The 18,202-nt window shown below is 68.7% G+C and carries 24 protein-coding genes; 14 read left to right on the top strand and 10 right to left on the bottom strand.

All coding sequences use genetic code 11. The features are described from left to right. The first annotated feature begins 33 nt into the window (after positions 1–33). Genes clpS through JOD27_RS23025 form a run of 4 tightly spaced genes read left to right on the top strand, consistent with a single transcriptional unit; the run spans position 34 to position 2,091 of the window. Entirely contained in the window at positions 34–333 is a 300-nt protein-coding gene (gene clpS / locus JOD27_RS23040) for an ATP-dependent Clp protease adapter ClpS (RefSeq protein WP_109640034.1), read from the top strand. Beyond that, positions 330–887 (top strand): DUF2017 domain-containing protein, encoded by a 558-nt coding sequence (locus JOD27_RS23035; RefSeq protein ID WP_204764322.1) that lies wholly within the window; start codon positions 330–332, stop codon positions 885–887. Before clpS ends, JOD27_RS23035 begins: the two co-directional genes overlap by 4 nt. Continuing rightward, complete coding sequence (locus JOD27_RS23030; RefSeq protein ID WP_307830282.1) at positions 884–1,822, top strand: P1 family peptidase; 939 nt, start codon at positions 884–886, stop codon at positions 1,820–1,822. The genes JOD27_RS23035 and JOD27_RS23030 overlap by 4 nt, the downstream gene beginning before the upstream one ends. Positions 1,823–1,839: 17 nt before the next feature. Beyond that, the gene (locus JOD27_RS23025; protein WP_204764321.1) at positions 1,840–2,091 is read left to right on the top strand and encodes a hypothetical protein; all 252 of its coding nucleotides are present in this window, start codon (positions 1,840–1,842) and stop codon (positions 2,089–2,091) included. Here the strand turns inward: JOD27_RS23025 and JOD27_RS23020 are convergent. After that, on the bottom strand, positions 2,088–2,381 hold the full coding sequence (locus tag JOD27_RS23020) for an ArsR/SmtB family transcription factor (RefSeq protein ID WP_204764320.1): 294 nt from the start codon (positions 2,379–2,381) through the stop codon (positions 2,088–2,090). The genes JOD27_RS23025 and JOD27_RS23020 overlap by 4 nt on opposite strands. A gap of 110 nt (positions 2,382–2,491) precedes the next feature. Between JOD27_RS23020 and JOD27_RS23015 the strand changes: the two genes are divergently transcribed. From JOD27_RS23015 to JOD27_RS23005, 3 genes are read left to right on the top strand one after another with little or no spacing between them, the layout of a single operon-like run. Next, positions 2,492–2,902 carry a M67 family metallopeptidase gene (locus JOD27_RS23015; protein WP_307830281.1) on the top strand — a complete coding sequence of 137 codons (411 nt, stop codon included), beginning with the start codon at positions 2,492–2,494 and terminating at the stop codon, positions 2,900–2,902. A 28-nt stretch (positions 2,903–2,930) separates the two neighbouring features. Next, on the top strand, positions 2,931–3,203 hold the full coding sequence (locus JOD27_RS23010; RefSeq protein ID WP_189253099.1) for a MoaD/ThiS family protein: 273 nt from the start codon (positions 2,931–2,933) through the stop codon (positions 3,201–3,203). Positions 3,204–3,210: 7 nt separating this feature from the next. Continuing rightward, the gene (locus JOD27_RS23005; RefSeq protein ID WP_204764319.1) at positions 3,211–4,161 is read left to right on the top strand and encodes a PLP-dependent cysteine synthase family protein; all 951 of its coding nucleotides are present in this window, start codon (positions 3,211–3,213) and stop codon (positions 4,159–4,161) included. A gap of 340 nt (positions 4,162–4,501) precedes the next feature. On the opposite strand, the gene JOD27_RS23000 is transcribed toward JOD27_RS23005, so the two are convergent. Then, a complete protein-coding gene (locus JOD27_RS23000) occupies positions 4,502–5,362 on the bottom strand; it encodes an SMP-30/gluconolactonase/LRE family protein (protein ID WP_204764318.1) in 861 nt (286 codons plus the stop codon). A 32-nt stretch (positions 5,363–5,394) separates the two neighbouring features. On the opposite strand from JOD27_RS23000, the gene JOD27_RS22995 reads away from it, so the two are divergent. From JOD27_RS22995 to JOD27_RS22980, 4 genes are read left to right on the top strand one after another with little or no spacing between them, the layout of a single operon-like run. Continuing rightward, complete coding sequence (locus JOD27_RS22995) at positions 5,395–6,006, top strand: rhomboid family intramembrane serine protease (protein ID WP_307830280.1); 612 nt, start codon at positions 5,395–5,397, stop codon at positions 6,004–6,006. A gap of 11 nt (positions 6,007–6,017) precedes the next feature. Further along, positions 6,018–6,767, top strand: coding sequence for a glutamate racemase (gene murI, locus JOD27_RS22990; protein ID WP_204764587.1), 750 nt, complete (start codon positions 6,018–6,020; stop codon positions 6,765–6,767). A 1-nt stretch (position 6,768) separates the two neighbouring features. Next, on the top strand, positions 6,769–7,539 hold the full coding sequence (locus JOD27_RS22985; protein WP_204764316.1) for an MBL fold metallo-hydrolase: 771 nt from the start codon (positions 6,769–6,771) through the stop codon (positions 7,537–7,539). Further along, positions 7,536–7,952, top strand: a complete 417-nt coding sequence (locus JOD27_RS22980) for an OsmC family protein (RefSeq protein ID WP_204764315.1) — start codon at positions 7,536–7,538, stop codon at positions 7,950–7,952. Before JOD27_RS22985 ends, JOD27_RS22980 begins: the two co-directional genes overlap by 4 nt. On the opposite strand, the gene JOD27_RS22975 is transcribed toward JOD27_RS22980, so the two are convergent. Beyond that, the gene (locus tag JOD27_RS22975) at positions 7,910–8,404 is read right to left on the bottom strand and encodes a DUF2231 domain-containing protein (protein WP_239568279.1); all 495 of its coding nucleotides are present in this window, start codon (positions 8,402–8,404) and stop codon (positions 7,910–7,912) included. The two genes, JOD27_RS22980 and JOD27_RS22975, sit on opposite strands and share 43 nt — an antisense overlap. Positions 8,405–8,453: 49 nt before the next feature. Between JOD27_RS22975 and rph the strand changes: the two genes are divergently transcribed. Together rph and rdgB are read left to right on the top strand one after the other, a co-directional pair. After that, complete coding sequence (rph, locus tag JOD27_RS22970; protein ID WP_204764313.1) at positions 8,454–9,218, top strand: ribonuclease PH; 765 nt, start codon at positions 8,454–8,456, stop codon at positions 9,216–9,218. Further along, complete coding sequence (gene rdgB / locus JOD27_RS22965) at positions 9,215–9,814, top strand: RdgB/HAM1 family non-canonical purine NTP pyrophosphatase (RefSeq protein WP_204764312.1); 600 nt, start codon at positions 9,215–9,217, stop codon at positions 9,812–9,814. The genes rph and rdgB overlap by 4 nt, the downstream gene beginning before the upstream one ends. Here the strand turns inward: rdgB and JOD27_RS22960 are convergent. From JOD27_RS22960 to JOD27_RS22935, 6 genes are all read right to left on the bottom strand, one after another. Then, entirely contained in the window at positions 9,811–12,750 is a 2,940-nt protein-coding gene (locus JOD27_RS22960) for an NACHT domain-containing protein (RefSeq protein WP_307830279.1), read from the bottom strand. The genes rdgB and JOD27_RS22960 overlap by 4 nt on opposite strands. A 10-nt stretch (positions 12,751–12,760) precedes the next feature. After that, entirely contained in the window at positions 12,761–13,102 is a 342-nt protein-coding gene (locus JOD27_RS22955) for a DMT family transporter (RefSeq protein ID WP_204764310.1), read from the bottom strand. A 273-nt stretch (positions 13,103–13,375) separates the two neighbouring features. Beyond that, positions 13,376–13,843 carry a thioredoxin-dependent thiol peroxidase gene (gene bcp / locus JOD27_RS22950; protein WP_204764309.1) on the bottom strand — a complete coding sequence of 156 codons (468 nt, stop codon included), beginning with the start codon at positions 13,841–13,843 and terminating at the stop codon, positions 13,376–13,378. A gap of 9 nt (positions 13,844–13,852) precedes the next feature. Then, positions 13,853–14,380 (bottom strand): hypothetical protein, encoded by a 528-nt coding sequence (locus tag JOD27_RS22945; RefSeq protein WP_204764308.1) that lies wholly within the window; start codon positions 14,378–14,380, stop codon positions 13,853–13,855. 324 nt (positions 14,381–14,704) lie between these two features. Continuing rightward, positions 14,705–15,733, bottom strand: a complete 1,029-nt coding sequence (locus JOD27_RS22940) for an LLM class flavin-dependent oxidoreductase (RefSeq protein ID WP_204764307.1) — start codon at positions 15,731–15,733, stop codon at positions 14,705–14,707. Positions 15,734–15,740: 7 nt separating this feature from the next. After that, positions 15,741–16,475 (bottom strand): hypothetical protein, encoded by a 735-nt coding sequence (locus JOD27_RS22935; RefSeq protein WP_307830278.1) that lies wholly within the window; start codon positions 16,473–16,475, stop codon positions 15,741–15,743. 76 nt (positions 16,476–16,551) lie between these two features. Between JOD27_RS22935 and JOD27_RS22930 the strand changes: the two genes are divergently transcribed. Next, positions 16,552–17,601 (top strand): NAD(P)-binding domain-containing protein, encoded by a 1,050-nt coding sequence (locus tag JOD27_RS22930; protein ID WP_307830277.1) that lies wholly within the window; start codon positions 16,552–16,554, stop codon positions 17,599–17,601. Here the strand turns inward: JOD27_RS22930 and JOD27_RS22925 are convergent. Next, positions 17,585–18,199: a DedA family protein gene (locus JOD27_RS22925; RefSeq protein ID WP_204764304.1), complete on the bottom strand. Its 615-nt coding sequence runs from the start codon at positions 18,197–18,199 to the stop codon at positions 17,585–17,587. The genes JOD27_RS22930 and JOD27_RS22925 overlap by 17 nt on opposite strands. Positions 18,200–18,202: the final 3 nt, after the last annotated feature.

Raw genomic sequence — 18,202 nt, 5'->3', positions numbered from 1 at the left:
CGTCACTGCGGCGAACATGACACCATTGGCGGTATGACCACGCCCGTCGAACAGGAACGGACGCAGCCAGAGGCCATCGGCGAGGAGATCGCCGCGGAGGACCGGCCTTGGCAGACCGTGGTCTGGAACGACCCGGTCAACCTCATGTCGTACGTGACGTACGTCTTCCAGAAGCTGTTCGGTTTCAGCAGGGACAAGGCGACCAAGCTGATGCTCGACGTGCACCACAAGGGCAAGGCGATCGTGACATCGGGCACCAAGGACAAGGTGGAGGCCGACGTGGCGAAGCTCCACGCGGCAGGCCTCTGGGCGACCATGCAGCGGGCCTCGTGAAGCGGTGGATCCGCGACGGTGACGTCGTGATCGGCAGGCTCGACCGCCAGGAGGCCGCGGTCGTGCGCGGTCTGGTGAGCCAGATCCAGGACATGCTGCTGGCGCGCGCCGAGGAGGCGCCGCAGGACGAGCTCGCGGAGCTCACCGGCATCAGAACGGGACCGTCGGAAGCGCCGGACGATCCGATCCTGGGCAGGCTTCTGCCCGATTTTCATCGTTTGGACGACGACGCACCGGACCCGGACGAGGTCAACTCGGCGGCGGCGCTGCGGTCGTTGCACGAGCCCGAGCTTCTGGACCACAAGACAGGTGCGGCCGAGATCGTGCTGCAGACCTGCTCGCCCGACGGCGGCGAGATCCGGCTCTCGATCGGTGAGGCCGAGGCGTGGCTCGCGTCGCTGAACGACGTGCGTCTCGCCCTGGGCACCGCGCTGGACGTCACCGAGGACATGCCGGACGAGCTGCCGCCGGAGGACCCCAGATCGCCGCATCTCGGCGTCTACCACTGGCTGACCTGGGTGCAGGACACCCTGGTCGAGGCGATGATGCCGTGATCGCCCGCGCATCGGCGGCCGCAGTGATCCCCGGCGTTCTGGTCGGTCATCACCACCGGATCGAACCGGGCTGGGCCACCGGCACCACGGTTGTGCTGGTTCCCTCCGGTGCTGTCGGCGCCGTCGACGGACGCGGTGGCGCGCCGGGAACCCGCGAGACCGACCTGCTGGACCCGGCGAACCTGGTGCAACAGGTGCATGCGGTGTGTTTGTCGGGCGGTTCGGCCTACGGGCTCGCGGCCGCGGACGGCGTCATGCGGTGGCTGTCGGAACGCTCGATCGGCTTTCCCGTCGGCCCGCAGCCGCACCACGTCGTGCCGATCGTGCCGGGCGCGGTGATCTTCGACCTGCCGATGTCGTCGTGGGGCAACAGACCGGATTCGTCGTTCGGCTACGCGGCCTGCGAGGCGGCTTCCGAATCTTTTGAGCTCGGCTGTGTCGGCGCGGGCGCCGGTGCGCGCGTCGGTTCGTTGAAGGGCGGTATCGGTACCGCCTCCACTTCCGTCGGTGCGCACCAGATCGGTGCCCTGGCCGTGGTGAACGCCGCCGGCGAGGTCGTGGACCGTGCGACGGGTCTGCCGTGGCTGCCGTCGCTCGGAACGTCGTCCGTCGTGCTGCCCGAGCGCAAACCCGAGGGCCTCAACACCACGATCGGTGTCGTGGCGGTGGACGCGGCACTGTCCAAAGCGGAGTGTCAGCGGCTCGCGATGGCCGCGCAGGACGGCCTGGCGCGCGCGGTGCGGCCGGCCCACTCGATGTTCGACGGCGACACGGTGTTCGCGCTGGCCACCGGTGCCGTGCCGCTGGCGGAGCCGCGTGCCTTCGCGTTGGACGCGCTGTGTACGGCCGCTGCCGAGATGTTCGCGGAGGCCGTGGTGTCCGGCGTGCGAGAGGCGACGACGCTGGGCGAGGTCAAGGCGTTCCGCGACCTCTGACTGGGTAGCCGTCGGGTATGACCGATGTGATTGATCAGGCCGCCGGTGTCGTCGCCGAACTCGTGCCGCCGCCCGTCCGTCGTCATCCGCTGCACGGCCGCAACACCGCGTTGCTGCGCGTGGCCCTCGGCGCCACCACGGCGGCCGCGGTGGTGGAGGTCGCCGAGTGGGCGTCGCTCTCCGAACAGGAACGGCGTGGCGGCGTGCTCCGGCTCGGCGCACTCGCCGCCGCCGCGTGGTGCCTGGTCAAAGCGCTGCGGTGCCGCTAGGTCCTCGCGTCGGGGTCCGGTGCCCAGAACCGCCGGAAGTGGTCGAGCCACGCGTCGATCTCTCGCAGCGGGTCGGGCGCGACGGTGTAGACCCGGCGGTTGCCCTCGGGCCTGACCTGGACGAACCCGTTCGAACGCAGCACTTTCAGGTGCTGCGAGACCGCGGACTGGGTGATCCCGAACTCGGCCTGCACCGCCGCGCCGACGTCCCCCGCAGCCCGCTCACCAGTGGCGAGGAGCTCCAGGATCCGCCTGCGCACCGGGTCGCCGAGGATGTCGAACGCGTGCACGACAGCCACTGTAGTAGCCACCGCTAATATTAGCCGGAGCTAAAACACGCAGGTTGTCACGGTTATCTCGCATACCGAGACAACTCCCGCCAGCCCGTAGGATTGATGACGTGCTGGTGATTCGCCGTGACCTGGTGGACGCGATGGTGGCCCACGCGCGCCGCGACCACCCCGACGAGGCGTGCGGGGTGATCGCCGGTCCGTACGGGTCTGATCGCCCTGAACGCTTCATCGAGATGGAGAACGCAGAGAGGTCGCCCACTTTCTACCGGTTCGACGCCGCGGAACAGCTCAAGGTGTGGCGCGAGATGGACGCCAACGACGAGGTGCCGGTGGTCATCTACCACTCGCACACCGCCACGGAGGCCTACCCGTCCCGCACCGACATCTCGTTCGCGGGCGAGCCGGACGCCCACTACGTGCTGGTCTCCACGCGTGACCCGATCGAGCACGAGCTGCGGTCGTACCGCATCGTCGACGGTGTCGTGACCGAGGAACCCGTCAAGATCATCGAGTCCTGAGCCACATTTCTGCGGAGGTAGAACCATCATGGCCGTCACCGTGTCGATCCCGACGATCCTGCGCACCCACACCGGGGGCGAGAAGTCGGTGTCCGCCAACGGCGCCACGCTCGCCGAGGTCATCGACGACCTGGAGAACAACCACGGCGGCCTCAAGGCCCGCCTGGTCAAGGAAGGTGCGCTGCACCGCTTCGTCAACGTCTACGTCAACGACGAGGACGTGCGCTTCGCCGGTGGCCTCGAGGCCGCGGTGAAGGACGGCGACAACGTCACCATCCTCCCGGCCGTCGCGGGCGGCTGATCTCCCCATGGCCCGCTACGACTCGCTCCTGGACGCGCTCGGCGGGACACCGCTGGTGGGCCTGCCGCGCCTGTCGCCGTCGGAGAACGTGCGCATCTGGGCGAAGCTCGAGGACCGCAACCCGACCGGCTCGATCAAGGACCGGCCCGCGCTGGCCATGATCGAGGCGGCGGAGCGGGACGGCGTGCTGCGTCCCGGCGCCACGATCCTGGAGCCGACGTCCGGCAACACCGGCATCTCGCTGGCGATGGCCGCGAAGCTCAAGGGCTACGGCCTGGTGTGCGTGATGCCGGAGAACACCTCGACCGAGCGCCGCCAGCTGCTGCAGGCCTACGGCGCCCGCATCGTGTTCTCCCCGGCCGCCGGCGGGTCGAACCAGGCCGTCGCGACGGCCAAGGAACTCGCCAAGCAGAACCCGGACTGGGTCATGCTCTACCAGTACGGGAACCCGGCGAACGCGGAGGCGCACTTCCGCGGCACGGGTCCGGAGATCCTTTCCGACCTGCCTACCATCACGCACTTCGTCGCCGGTCTCGGCACGACGGGCACGCTGGTCGGAGTCGGGCGTTTCCTGCGCGAGGCCAAGCCGGACGTGCAGATCATCGCCGCCGAACCGCGGTACGGCGAGCTGGTGTACGGGCTCAGGAATCTGGACGAGGGCTTCGTGCCGGAGCTGTACGACGAGTCGGTGCTGACCGGCCGCTACTCGGTCGGCTCCTACGACGCGTTACGCCGCACCCGGCAGCTGCTCGAGACCGAGGGCATCTTCGCGGGCATCTCGACGGGCGCGATCCTGCACGCCGCGCTCGCCGTCGCGCAGAAGGCCGAGGTCGCGGGCAAGACCGCGGACATCGTGTTCATCGTCGCGGACGCGGGGTGGAAGTACCTGTCCACCGGGGCCTACGCGGGGACGCTGGACGAGGCCGCGGCCCGCCTGGACGGCCACCTCTGGGCGTGACCTCGACGATCTTGTCGGGGGGTGCTGAGCACGTTGGGTTCTGCCGATTCAGTGACCTACTCGTGACCAGGGCGGACACGTCGCACGTGTCCGCCCTGTTGGCCTTGAGGCGTCTGCAAGTACCACCAACTCCTGATCGAATCGCCGGTAACCACACCCAACCTGTTCGGCAAGCACCGAACAGGTTGGGTGTGGTTACCGGCCTGTTGATGTTGGGTTGGTAGTACTTGCAGACGCCACAGGGGGCAGCGGCGCGTGATGCCGAGTCGTGCGTGGTGAGGCTCGGAACCCGCTGAGTACGTTGAAACGCAGGGGTTCCCAGCTCGGGGGTACCCCTGCGTCAGCCTGCGAACGCCGTTCCGGGCAGCCCAGCGCCGACACCGGGCAGCACCAGCACCGACCCGTTGAGCTGCCGATCCATCAACGCCTGGTCCGGCAACCCGACGCGCGCCGACGTGACGTAGAGATCCGTGAAGTCCGCACCGCCGAAGCAGCACGCCGTCGGCTGGTCCACCGGCAGCTCGATCTCCCGGTCCAGCTCACCGGCAGGCGTGTAGCGGCGCACGGCGTGCCCGCCCCACAACGCGACCCACACGCACCCGTCGGCGTCGACGCACAGCCCGTCCGGCCAGCCGTCGGTGTGGCCGACGTGGGTGAGCGGCCGACGGTTCCCGACGGTGCCGGCGGCGTTGTCGAAGTCGAACACGTCGATCCGGCGGGTGGGGGTGTCGATGAAGTACATCAGCGTGCCGTCGGGGCTCCAGCCGACGCCGTTGCTGGTGTTCACCTTGTCCACCATGACCTTCGCGGCGCCCTCGCCGGTGATCCTGGCGAGCCAGCCCTCGTCGGCGGCCTGGTCGTAGCGCATCGTGCCGGCCCACAGGCGGCCCGACGGGTCGACGCCCGCGTCGTTGCCGCGCACGCCCTCGCGGGCCCAGTAGACGAGCCAGGACTTGGTGCCGTCGCGGTCGATCACCGCGATGCCGTCGCGCAGGTTGCAGACGATGCCGCCCTGGGCGCGCGGTTTCGCGGCGCCCACGTGCTGGGGCAGCACGAGCACGGCGTCGTCGTCGCGCGCGGGTGCGTAGCGGTGCACCTCGGAGGAGAGAATGTCCACCCACAGCAACGTGGAACTGCCGTGGTCCCACGTCGGCCCCTCGCCGAGCTGGGCCGATGCGCGCACCGCTGTTTCGATCGACACCAGATCAGCTTATGGCCACGTACTCTGGAAGCGTGGACCGCACCGCTCTCGCGAAACGGGTCATCCCGCCGCATCCCGTGCTGTCGTTGCTCGTGGTGGGCGGGTTCGTCGGCCTGCTCTACGTCGTCGAGGCGTTCGACGTGGCGACCGGCGGCTCGCTCGAGGGCGACGGTGTGCGTCCGCGCGACTTCAGCCAGTGGGACAACCTGCTGTGGATGCCGCTGATCCACGGCGACTGGAGCCACCTCACCGGCAACGCGGTTCCGTTGCTGCTGCTCGGATTCCTCGCCACCTCGGGCGGATTGAAGCAGTTCTTCCAGATCACCGCGGTCATCTGGCTGACGAGTGCGCTGGGCGTCTGGGTGTTCGGCAGCCCCGGCAGCCACATCGGCGCGTCCGGACTGGTGTTCGGGTTCCTGGCGTTCCTGCTGGTGCGCGGGCTCTTCGCGCGTTCCTGGCTGCAGTTGCTCATCGCGGTCGGCGTGTTCGCGTTGTACGGCGCCGCGTTGTGGGGCGTGCTGCCCGGCCAGCCCGGTGTGTCGTGGGAAGGCCACCTGTTCGGCGCAATCGGTGGTGTTCTGGCGGCGTGGGGTGTCGCTCGTGACACCCGTCGCAGTACAACACCAGCTACATTCACGGGGTGACGATCGGGATCATGGACTCGGGCGTCGGCGGCCTGACGGTCGCCCGAGCGATCATGGACCAGCTGCCCGGCGAGTCGATCCACTACATCGGCGACACGGCTCATGGCCCGTACGGGCCGCTTCCCATCGCGCAGGCGCGCAAGCACGCGCTGGAAGTCTGCGACCGGCTGGTCGACGAGGGCGCGAAGATGCTCGTGATCGCCTGCAACACCGCGTCCGCCGCGTGCTTCCGCGACGCCCGTGAACGCTACGACGTGCCGGTGGTCGAGGTGATCCTGCCGGCGGTGCGGCGTGCGGTGATGACCACGCGAAACAACCGGATCGGCGTGATCGCCACGGTCGGCACGATCAACTCGCACGCCTACCAGGACGCGTTCCAGGCGGCGCGCGACGTCACCGTGACGGCGGCGGCGTGTCCCCGGTTCGTCGACTTCGTCGAGCGCGGCATCACGTCCGGGCGGCAGGTGCTCGGGCTGGCGCAGGCGTACCTGGAACCGTTGCAGCGCGCCGAGGTCGACACCGTGGTGCTGGGCTGCACGCACTACCCGTTGCTGACCGGCGTGATCCAGATCGTGATGGGTGACGCCGTGACGCTGGTGTCGAGCGCGGAGGAGACCGTGAAGGACGTCGTGCGGCTGCTGACCGAGCGCGACGAGTTCGCCTCCGAACCTGCTGTGCACCGCGTCACGTGCACGGGCCCGCCGGAGCGGTTCGCGAAGCTCGCGGCCCGGTTCCTGCCCACCTTCGAACAATGGGACTGACGTGCTGCTGACCGTGCTCGGCTGCTCCGGCAGCATTCCCGGACCCGGCGCGGCGGCGTCGGGGTACCTGCTCGAGGCCGACGGGTTCACGCTGGTGCTCGAGTTCGGCAACGGGGTGTTGTCGCGGTTCCAGGAAGAACGCCCGCTGTTCGCGATGGACGCGTTGGTGTTGTCGCACCTGCATCCCGACCACTGCGTCGACGTGTCTTCGCTGTACGTGGCGCGGAAATACCACCCGACGCCGCCTTCCGGTCCGTTGCCCGTCTACGCGCCTGCTGAGGCTCCCTCACGCTTCGTCGCGGCCTACGCACCTGATGCCGACGAGCGCGCGTCGCTGGACTTCTCGGACGTGTTCAGCTTCCACGGCCTGGGCTCCACGGTCCAAATCGGACCGTTCACTGTGGACTCCGCCGTGGTCGCACACCCTTGTGAGGCCTACGGGTTCCGGATCTCGTGCGGTGGGGTCTCGCTCGCCTACACCGGCGACAGCGGGTCCTGCGCGGCGCTGGACAAGCTGGCCTCCGGCGTCGACGTGCTGCTGAGCGAGGCGAGCTGGACGCACGCACCGGACCGGCAGCCAGACCTGCACCTGTCCGGGCATGAGGCGGGGGATCTGGCCGCGCGGGCGGGGGCCGGGCGGTTGCTGATCACGCACGTGCCGCCGTGGACGTCGCGTGAGGACGTGCTGGAGGAGGCCCGGTCCGCGTTCGACGGGCCGTGTGAGCTGGTCGTGCAGGGCGGCCGGTACGAGGTGGGGGAGACGAGCAGATGATCGAGATCGAGAGAGTCGGCGAACACGAGTTCGTGGCGTCCAACGGGCGGGGCGCGTCCGTGCGGATCGGCCGCAAGGGCCAGGAGGGCTCGTTCAGCCCGGTCGAGCTGCTGGTGGCGGCCGCGGCGGGCTGCGCGATGGTGACGTCGGAAACCCTGATCCTGCGCCGCACCGGCGGTGATCAGCTGACGGCGACGGCGGACGCGGTGCAGTCCGAGAGCGGCAACGAGGTGATCTCCATCCCGGTGACGCTCTCGTACGACCTGTCCGCCGTGGACGACCCGGAGGCGCTCGAAACCGTCGTCCGCCGCGCCGTGGAACAGTTCTGCACGGTCACCCGGACGCTCAAGCAGTCGGCAACGGCGCCCCTTCAGCTGCCGATGCCGCTCCAGACCGCCTCCGAACCGCTGTGACCGGCGCGCACGGTCTGGTAGACGGTGCCGACCGCGAGCAGAACCACCAGCACGGACACCACGACTGAGATCACCCGCCACGTCTTCGTGGTGGGTGCCTCCGCCTGGCGTTCCCGGTCCGCGAGCCGCCCCGCGACCAGCAGCGCGATCACCGCGACCCCGAACCCGAGCGCGATGGGCAGCAGCGTGGTGCCCAACGCGGCGTGGGCCTGGATGGCGGGGTTCGGCCCGATCCTGCTCTCGAGGGCGGCCTGGAAGTCCTCCCCGGCCTGCTTGGCCGCGGGAACAGCCGCGACACCGGCCAGGGTGACCCCGAGAACCGGCCACGCGTAGCGGCGCCGCCAGCTCGGGACCAGCGCAATCGCGACCGAGCTCAGCGCCGCGAGGGGAAGCAGCACGACCACCGCGTGCACGAGCAACGGGTGAAGCGGAATACCGTCGATCGTCAGCATGTCTCTCCCTACGCCATGGCGCTCCGCAGGGTTCATTAGGGTAGGCGCCGTGGTGCGAAGCGATGGCCGAAACGACGACGTGTTGCGTGACATCCGGATCACGCGTGGATATCAGACCTGGCCCGCGGGCTCGGTCCTGATCGAGTTCGGGAACACCCGCGTGCTGTGCGCCGCGAGTGTCACCGAAGGCGTCCCCCGCTGGCGCCAGGGCTCGGGCCTCGGCTGGGTGACCGCCGAGTACGCGATGCTCCCCTCCGCCACGCACAGCCGCAGCGACCGCGAGTCCGTGAAGGGCCGCATCGGCGGCCGCACCCACGAGATCTCACGCCTGATCGGCCGCTCCCTCCGGGCCTGCATCGACCTGGCAGCCCTCGGCGAGAACACCATCGTCATCGACTGCGACGTCATCCAGGCAGACGGCGGCACCCGCACCGCGGCGATCACCGGCGCCTACGTGGCCCTGGCCGACGCCGTGACGTACCTGGGTGCCGCGGGCCGCCTGGCTGATCCTTCGCCGCTGTCCTGCGCGGTGTCCGCTGTGTCCGTCGGTGTCGTGGACGGTCGCGTTCGGCTGGACCTGCCTTACGAGGAGGACTCGCGCGCGGAGGTCGACATGAACGTCGTCGCCACCGATGCCGGGACGTTGATCGAGGTGCAGGGCACCGGTGAGGGTGCGACGTTCGCCCGGTCCACTTTGGACCGAATGCTGGACGTGGCGCTTTTGGGCTGCGCTGAGCTGAACCGCATCCAGGCGGCTGCTCTGGCCGAGCCCTACCCCGGTGTGCTGCCTGAGCCCAAGGCGAGCAAGCGATGAAGCTGTTGCTGGCTTCGCGCAACGCCAAGAAGCTGCGTGAGTTGCAGCGGATTGTGGTCTCGGAGGGGTTGGACGGCATCGAGGTGCTGTCGCTGTCGGATGTGCCTGAGTTTCCCGAGGCGCCCGAGACCGCGCCCGATTTCGAGGGCAACGCGCTGGCGAAGGCCCGTGACGCCGCTGCGGCCACGGGTCTGGTGTCCGTTGCGGACGACTCGGGCCTTGCTGTTGATGAGCTGAACGGCATGCCGGGTGTGCTGTCCGCCCGGTGGTCGGGTCGTCATGGTGACGACGAGGCCAACCTCGATCTTGTCTTGGGACAGCTCGGTGACGTGCCGGACGAGCGTCGTGGTGCGGCGTTCGTGTCGGTCGTGGCGATGGTCGTGCCCGGTGGCGAAGAGGTCGTCGTGCGTGGCGAGTGGCGGGGGACGCTGCTGCGGGAGCGGCGCGGTACCAACGGGTTCGGCTACGACCCGATCTTCCTGCCGGACGGTTACGACATCACGTCGGCGGAGATGACCGCCGAGCAGAAGGACGCGGAGTCGCACCGCGGCCGCGCCCTGAAGCTCTTGGTCCCGCACCTGCGCAAACTGGTCTAACTGGCCCAGTTGATCGTCACGCCGGGCCCGAGTTCGTCGAGCCCGAGGTGACGCTGTCTCCTGGACAGGTCGAGCCGCACGGACCTCCCGGCCAACGCTCGCAGGTCGATCACGTAGGCACTGCGCAGGATGACGATGCCGACATCGGGTAGTGCCGGCAGGCCACTGAGATCGATCGGTGCCTGCCCATCAGTGATTCGAAGCCTCTGCACGTTCGGGAGTCCGGCGAGCGGGCCGTAGCTCTTCCAGTTGCGGCAGCTGAACGTGTGAAGTCCGGGCATCTCGGCCAGGGTGCCGAGGTCGCAGTCGTCCGCGACCTGGCTGAGCTCCACGTCGAGGAAGGGGCGGTCCCGCATGAAGCCGATGTCGTGCCACAGCTCGGATTGGTAGAGACCGAGATAGGTCAAGGTGTGGGGCAACTGGTCCGTGCCCAGGTATCGCTCGGCACCGTAGAGGAAGAGCACCTCCAGGTGGTCGCAGCTGCTCAGCGGGCTGAGATCCGCGTGCCCCACCACGTACGTTCTCAGGTAGCGAAGGTCGTCGATCTCGGTGGCGAAGGTCAGGTCACGCTTCGGTTCGTGATCTGGCAGCCACAGCTCCACCGAGGTTCGGTGCCGTAGAGCACCCAGGTGCGGGAGCATGCGGGTGGCGCTGACGAAGATCTCGCCTCCGGACAGTGGCGCGTCCGCCAGTACGTCCTCCGCATAGCGCTGCGGGTCGAAATGCGCCCAGGCTCTGGCAATCTCCTCTTGCACCCACCAGCGATCGTCCTTGGCGTAGCGGGCGAGCAACTCCATTGCCTCGGAGGATCCCGCCAGCGCCGCGCTGCGCACTGTCGCACGTGCAACGGGTTCCGACAGCGCCGCCAGGGTTCGGGGGAGATACTTCAGGATGCGGTGGCCGATAGTGGCGAGCGATGCGGTCTCCCGGGTGCTGCGAGGTGGCACCAGTTGGGTCTTGATGACTTGATCAATCCTGTCGTGGACTGCGGTATCAAGATCTCGGACGGTTTCCATGCATGCCCCGGCCAGCAGCCGCAGCCGTCTGGCGTGCCGTGGTTCGCGTTCGGCTCGGTCGAGCACTTCGGTCAACAGCTCGCTCACCTGGGTTCGCTGTCCGTGGCCGCAGGCGAGAACGATGGTTTGCAGCCAGGAGTCCAGGTGGGCGTGAGAGATCAGCGTCTCGATCTGGCCGTCCTGCATCGCCTCTTCGCCCGCCAGGTACTCCTGGAACGTCCGGTGCACGAAGTCGACTTGGCCGGGGACGGGCTCACGGACGACACCGCTGCGTTCGAGCAGGTGCGTGACGATCTCGTCCGATACCCGGTCCACGTTCGGCATGCAGCGGACCTTGCGCGCGATGTGTTCGCGGACTTTCGTGGTCGGCAGCTGGCTGCGGCCGCCGAGGGTGAGCCGCCAGGCCAGATCTCGCAGCAGCACCGTTTTGTCCGACGTCGTGAGAATGCGGGCGATGCCGCGTTCGGCATCGCGCAGGTCGAGCAACATGGTGAGCGCCGCGGCATAAAGCTCCATGCGGTTCTGCGGCAGCTCCGAGACTCGCCCGAGGTTGAGCGCGCACAACATCGCGCAGAGCAGCGGCGACGAGGCCAGGGAACGGAGGTGTTCACGGCTGTCGAGCTGGCTCATCAGCCGTCGTTGCGTTTCTTCGGTCGCCCCAGCCGCTTCATGCCAACGCTGGAGGAACACCTTCACGTCGGTCGGACTCATCTGCTCCAGCACCACCGAGCTGAAGTCCAGTTCTGCCAACCACTTCGCGTCGGCGGCTGCCGGGCGCGCGGTCACCACGACCTTTGCTTCGGGGAAAGCGCTCATCAGCTCGCGCAGCCACTCGCGCACGCCGTGGCGTTTCGCGGGCGGCACCTCGTCAACGCCGTCCACGAGGAGCAGCCCCTTGCCCGCCTTCATGACGCGGTGCACCCACCCGGCCGGCATGATCCCGCGGAGTAGCCCGGTGACGAGTTCCTCCGGCCTGGCCGGTAGTGGTGAGTCGGCGTGGGCGCGAAGCCGCAAGGGGAAGGGGATCAGCCCGTTCCAGGTGTGCAGGTTGCCCACGAAGCCGCCGCGCGCTGCCGTGATCGCGAGCCAGTCCAGCAAGGTCGTCTTGCCTGATCCCGCTTCGCCTCGCACGAAAGTACGGCTGGCCAACGCCGACTCCACGCGCACTCCGGAGTGCTCCGCCCGCTCGAGCCCGCCGAACCACTCACGATGCTCTCGTTTCTCCCCGGACACGGTGAGGCTGAGGTAAGCGACGCTCAGTGCCAGTCGTGGGCGGTTCTTCATGGAGAGGCCGAGCAGTTCCAGGCGGTCGTAGGTCCTGGCGATGTAGCGGAGGTACTCGTCGCGGAACTCGTCGTCGTTGTCGGTGCCCTGCGGTGCATATAACGAAGTGCGGGGGAGCCGCGCCAGGACGTCCTCGAGCAACGCCGTCTGGGCGGTGGCGCGGGACAGCACCTCGGCCAGGGCTCGCGGCTGGAACGACGGCAGGTGCCTGATGATCTGCACCAGGAAGCGGCATGACTGGTCGAGCGCGATGTCGTAGCACCGGCCGAGGTCTGCGCGTGGCAGTGAGCGGCGGATGCGCTGGGCCAGGACTTCGGGGTCGGCGTCGTCCGCCAGCAGGGCCGAGTCGGACAGGTCAACGGACTCCAAAGCCACCTCGACGGCGGCCAAGGAGGCGGCGATCTCGTCTTCGGGGAAGCGCTCGAGGACAGGCTCCAGCTGTTCGGTCACCTGGTGGCCGATGTGCTGGATCAGCGTGTCGAGCTTGGCCCGTTGGGTGGGCTTCGACAGTTGCCGAGCTGCGAGGTCGGCCAGCGACAGCGTTCGTTCGTCGGTGTGGCTTGCCAGCCACTCGGTGGCGGCGCGCATCGCCACCGACTGGCCCAGCTTGGAGACGGCGGCGATCTCGAAGTGCACCCAAACGAGGTTAGACGGTGGACGCCTGCGCATGGGACGCAACGGACACAACGCAGACGCCTGCCGCGATCAAAGCCATGCCCGCCAGCATCGCGAGATTGAGAGGGTCGGCGAAGAGAACGCGGCTCGACAGGGCCACCAGGGCGATGCCGGCGCCCGCCCAGATCGCGTAGGTGATGGCGACCGGCAGGCCCATGCGGATCACCACCGACTCGAGGTAGAGGGCGGTGAGGAAGCCTGCGCCCAAACCCATGACGGGCCAGGGTTTTGTGAAGCCGTCGGAATACTTGAGACAAAGGGTTGCGAAAACTTCCGCGCCTACGGCGACGGTCAGCAGTATCCACTTGAGCATTGAATTTTCCCAGCACGAAATGCACGCAGCGCAGGGCGTACGTGTTGGTAGACGAACGGACGACGGGGCTTAAAGCCCAGGTCAACCGCCTCGCGTGGGGAAGTGGACGCGCAGGACGAAATCAGACGGGATGTCGGGGCCGCGAGGTGCCGTCAAGCGACACACGGTGTATCACCCTCACCGGAACAGGGGCGGCTTTGTTGCACGCCCTCCACCCGACCATACCTCAGGAAGGGGTCGCCGTCGCAACGAAAACGACGGCGACCCGCGAGATCAGGCGGGGAGTTCGCGCAGCAGCTTTGCGACGTGGCCGGTGGCGCGGACGTTGTACATGGCCTTGACGATCTTGCCGTCGGGGCCGACGAGGAACGTCGAGCGGATGACGCCCTGGACGGTGCGGCCGTAGTTCTGCTTTTCGCCGAACGCGCCCCATTCGACCAGGACCTTCTTGTCCGGGTCGCCGAGCAGCGGGAAGGTCAGGCCCTCGGCGTCGCGGAACTTGGCGAGCTTCTCCTGCTTGTCGGGGGAGATGCCGACGACGGCGTAGCCGAGGTCGTTCAGCTGGGCGAGGCTGTCGCGGAAGTCGCACGCCTGCTTGGTGCAACCCGGTGTGCCGGCGGCCGGGTAGAAGTACACGACCACGGACTTGCCGAGGTAGTCGGACAGGGACACCGGCTTGCCCTCGCTGTCGGGCAGCGTGAACGCGGGCGCGGTGTCTCCAGGTTCGAGACGACTGGTCATGCCCCGAGCCTAGGCCTGGCCCTCGAACACCGTGGCCGCGTCCTGGCCGTGGCCGCCCGGCTGGATCGTCAGCTGCATCAGCACCGGCAGGTCGGAGACGGCGAACGCCAGCTGGATCTGGGTGTCACGGCCCGGCGGCAGTTCGGCGACGGCCGCGGCGAGGCCGTTGAGGCCCTGCACGGAGTCGACGAGCTCGGCGGCCGGGTTGCCGTCGGCGGTGGCGCGCACGGACAGCTGGGAGGGGCGGTAGGAGGCCTTGGAGCCGTTGTAGACGGTGATCGTGAACACCGCGGTGCGCCTGGCCGGTGGGATGGCCGTCGCGGACGGGGTCAGCGAGCGGGGTGCGGACACCACGACGGAGAGACCGGAGGTCCACACGCGCTGGGTGCCGAAGGCGGCGGCACCCGACGCGCTGGGCGTCTCGGCTCGCTGTTCGACTGTCAGGTTCTCGTCCGGGGTGACGGCGACGCTGGGGCCCGCACATCCCGCCACGGCCAGCAACAGGCACAGGCCCGCGGCCGAGTTGGCGAACTTCACGAACTCCCCTTTCCCACCCCGGCGGTGGGTGTGAACGACTCCCGTCAACTGTGACGGTGCCGAAGGGGTGGCGGGGACCGAAAGAGGGCCTTGAAGCGGACCTGGTGCCGGGCCGTGGCCGTCTCGTGATGGGCGGCGTGGGCGGCGCCACAGAGTGCGCCTGCCCCACGCCGACCGCTTGGTGAAGCTAGGGAGCGCGTCGGGGGGCGTGCGCGCTCACACCGATCATCGCGCAGGGTGTGTCTGGCGCTACAAGCGGAGCCGTTTATCACCCGTTCAGAGCAGCGGCAGTCGTACGAAACGTGAAGCTCACGCCTGGCCGACTCACGTATGTGCGGCTGAACGGCCCATCGAAGGCGTCCGTTCGGCCATCTCGCTGAGCAATTCGAACGAACGAAGGCGGTCTTCGTGCCCGTGCACGATGGTCGTCACCATGAGCTCGTCGGCGGCCGTCGACTCCATCAACTCGTCGAGTCCGGCGCGGACCGTTTCGGGGGAGCCGATGATCTGGGTGGACATGCGGTCTTCCACCACCAGCTGGTCGATCTCGGTGTACGGGTAGGCCGCGGCCTCCTCCGGCGTGGCGAGCGGTGCGGGGCGGCCCTGACGCAGCCGCACGAACGACAGCGCACCCGGACCGGCGATGAACCGGGCGTGCTCGTCGGTGTCGGCGACGACCACCGAGGCGCAGACCATCGCGTACGGCTCGGACAGCACCTCGGACGGACGGAAGTGCCGCCGGTACAGCTCCAGCGCCGGCAACGTGTTCTGCGCGCTGAAGTGGTGGGCGAAGGCGAACGGCAGGCCCAGCAGACCGGCGGCCTGCGCGCTGTAGCCGGACGAGCCGAGCAGCCAGATCGGCGGCTTGTTGCCCGCGGCGGGCACGGCGTTGAGCTCGGCGGTGCCCTCGAAGTACTTGATGAGCTCGGTCAGCTCCTGCGGGAAGTTCTCCGCGGACAGCCCGGCCTCGGTGCGCCGCAACGCCCGTGCGGTCTTCTGGTCGGTGCCGGGCGCGCGGCCGATGCCGAGGTCGATGCGGCCGGGGTGCAGGGCTTCGAGCATGCCGAACTGCTCCGCGACCACGAGCGGAGCGTGGTTGGGCAGCATCACGCCACCAGAGCCGACGCGGATCGTCGACGTGGCGTCGGCGATGTGCCCGATCAGCACGGCGGGCGCGGAGGACGCGATGCCGGGCATGTTGTGGTGCTCTGCGAACCAGTAGCGGTGGTAGCCGAGCCGTTCGGCCTGCCGAGCGAGTTCGCGGGAGTTCCGCAGCGCGGTCGTCGCGTCCGATCCCGACGTGATCGGGGCGAGGTCGAGAACGGACAGCGGGATCTCACTCAGTCGGCTCATGCATCGATCAACACCGATGCTTGGTGACTTCTTCCGTGACGCGGGTAACTCGTTTCGCCGCCTGCTCGTACGTGGTGCCCTCGGGGTGCAGGGTCAGCACCGCGACGATGCTGAACAGGCACGTCCCCGACGTGTGCATGGCGGGCGACTTGAGGTCGAGGTCCCACTGCACGCGCGGGCGCGGCTGGTCGACGCACGGCTTCGTGGGGTCGCCGAACCCCGACCAGCCCTGCTTGAACGCCGGCCGCCAGGTGGCCGACGGCAGCCCGAACGACTGGTCGAAGCCGTCGGAAGCGCACTTCTCCGCCCGGTGCAGGTGCCCCATGATCGTGCGGCGGACCTTCGGCTTCGCGTCCTCGAGCACGTACCGGTAGATCTTCACGACGTCGTAGGCGCTCACCGCGGTGTAGCCCCACATGCCGCGCCTCTCCGGCGGCCGCGTGTCCTTGAGGCCGAGGCGTTCGGCAGTGCGGACGACGACCTGCTCCCAGCCGTTCTCCACCCACAGCTCGCTCGCCGAGTAGTCGTCGCTCGCGCGCAACATCGGCTCGATGCGTGGATCGTCGCCGCGCGTCTCCAGCTGCTCGATGGCGATGAGGATCTTCACCAGCGAGGCTGATCTGATCGGCTTGTGCACGTCCCTTCCGGTGAGCGTGTGCGTGATCCGGTCGTACACGGCGTACGAGACTGTTGTGGTCGGAACGGGCGTCGCGAGCAAGGCCATCGCCAGCAGCAGATGCACGATCTTGGACGTTAGCGGGAATGATCCGTGGGTCACACCTGAGAAGAACCAGCGCACGCTTTCGGTTGACCATGATGTGACGGATGTGGTGGTGATCGGCGCGGGGCAGGCGGGCCTGTCCGCCTCGTACTTCCTGCGTCGGCGCAACGTCGACCACGTGGTGCTCGACGCGAACGACGCTGCCGGCGGCGCCTGGCTGCACCGCTGGCCCTCGCTGCGGATGCGGACCGTGCACGGCATCCACGAACTCCCCGGCATGCCGTTCGAGCGGCCCGCGCCGGACGAGCCCGCGAACCTCGCGATCCCGTCGTACTTCCAACGTTACGAACAGCTCTTCGACCTGCCGGTGATCCGCCCGGTGAACGTCACGCAGGTGGTGAACGACGGCTCGCTGCTGAAGGTCGAGACCTCCGACGGCGTCTGGACGACCCGCGGCCTGATCAACGCGACCGGCACGTGGCGGCGCCCGTTCTGGCCGTACTACCCCGGCCAGGAGACGTTCCGGGGCCGCCAGCTGCACACCGCCGACTACCAGGGGCCCGAGGAGTTCGCGGGCAAGCGCGTCGTGGTCGTCGGTGGTGGTGCGTCCGCGACGCAGCAGCTCATGGAGCTCGCTCCTTTCGCTTCGGAGACGCGGTGGGTCACGCGGCACGAGCCGGTGTGGCGGGAAGGTCCGTTCACCGAGGACTACGGCCGCCGGGTCGTCGGCATGGTCGACGAACGCGTCCGCAAGGGACTCATGCCGCGCAGCGTGGTGAGCGTGACGGGCCTGGCGTTGAACGACCAGACGCGGGCCGCGATCGCGGCCGGGGTGCTGGACCGCAAGCCGATGTTCGAGCGCATCACTCCTTCCGGGGTCGAGTGGGCGTCGGGGGAGCGGTTCGACGCCGACGTGATCCTGTGGGCGACCGGGTTCCGGCACGACCTCGACCATCTGGCTCCGTTGCACCTGCGGTCGGCGGGTGGCGGCATCCAGGTCGACGGGACTCGTGTGGTGAGCGATCCCCGCATTCACCTCGTGGGGTACGGGCCGTCGGCCAGCACGATCGGGGCCAACCGGGCTGGGCGCAGTGCCGTGCGTGAGCTGGTGAGCTACCTCGACGGCGTGCTCATGACCGCGAAGTAGCGCGCTTCTTCGCGAGCCGGGACACCACGAAGACCACCACGGCGACGACCGCCAGGCCCAGCACGACCTTCGAGGCGAGGCCCACGTAGTCCTCCACGAGGTGCCAGTTGTCGCCCAGCAGGTAGCCCGCGAGGATCAGGGCCGTGTTCCACAGGAGGCTGCCCGCCGCGGTGTAGGCGAGGAACGGGCCCATCCGCATCCGCTCGATGCCCGCCGGGATCGAGATCAGGCTGCGGAAGAACGGGATCATCCGGCCGAAGAACACCGCGCGGTTGCCGTTGCGCAGGAACCAGGCCTCGGTCTTGTCCACATCGGACACCCGCACCAGCGGCACGCGCGTCGCGATGCGCCGGACGCGGTCGCGGCCCAGCAGCGCGCCGACCCGGTAGAGCAGCAGAGCGCCCGCGACGGAGCCGAAGGTGGTCCAGAGGATCGCGTCGAGCAGCGACATCTTGCCCTGTGCGGCGGCGAAACCGGCCAGGGGCAGGAAGACCTCGCTGGGCAGCGGCGGGAACAGGTTCTCCAGTGCGATGGCCAGGGCCGCTCCGGGTGCGCCGGCTGTCTGCATCAGGTCGGTGACCCAGTCGACCAGGTTCATGGG

The sequence above is a fragment of the Lentzea nigeriaca genome (genome assembly GCF_016907955.1).
In the GTDB taxonomy this organism is placed as follows: Bacteria; Actinomycetota; Actinomycetes; order Mycobacteriales; family Pseudonocardiaceae; genus Lentzea; species Lentzea nigeriaca.
Note: the sequence above shows the minus strand (reverse complement) of the source record. Positions and strands in the feature narration are given on the sequence as shown.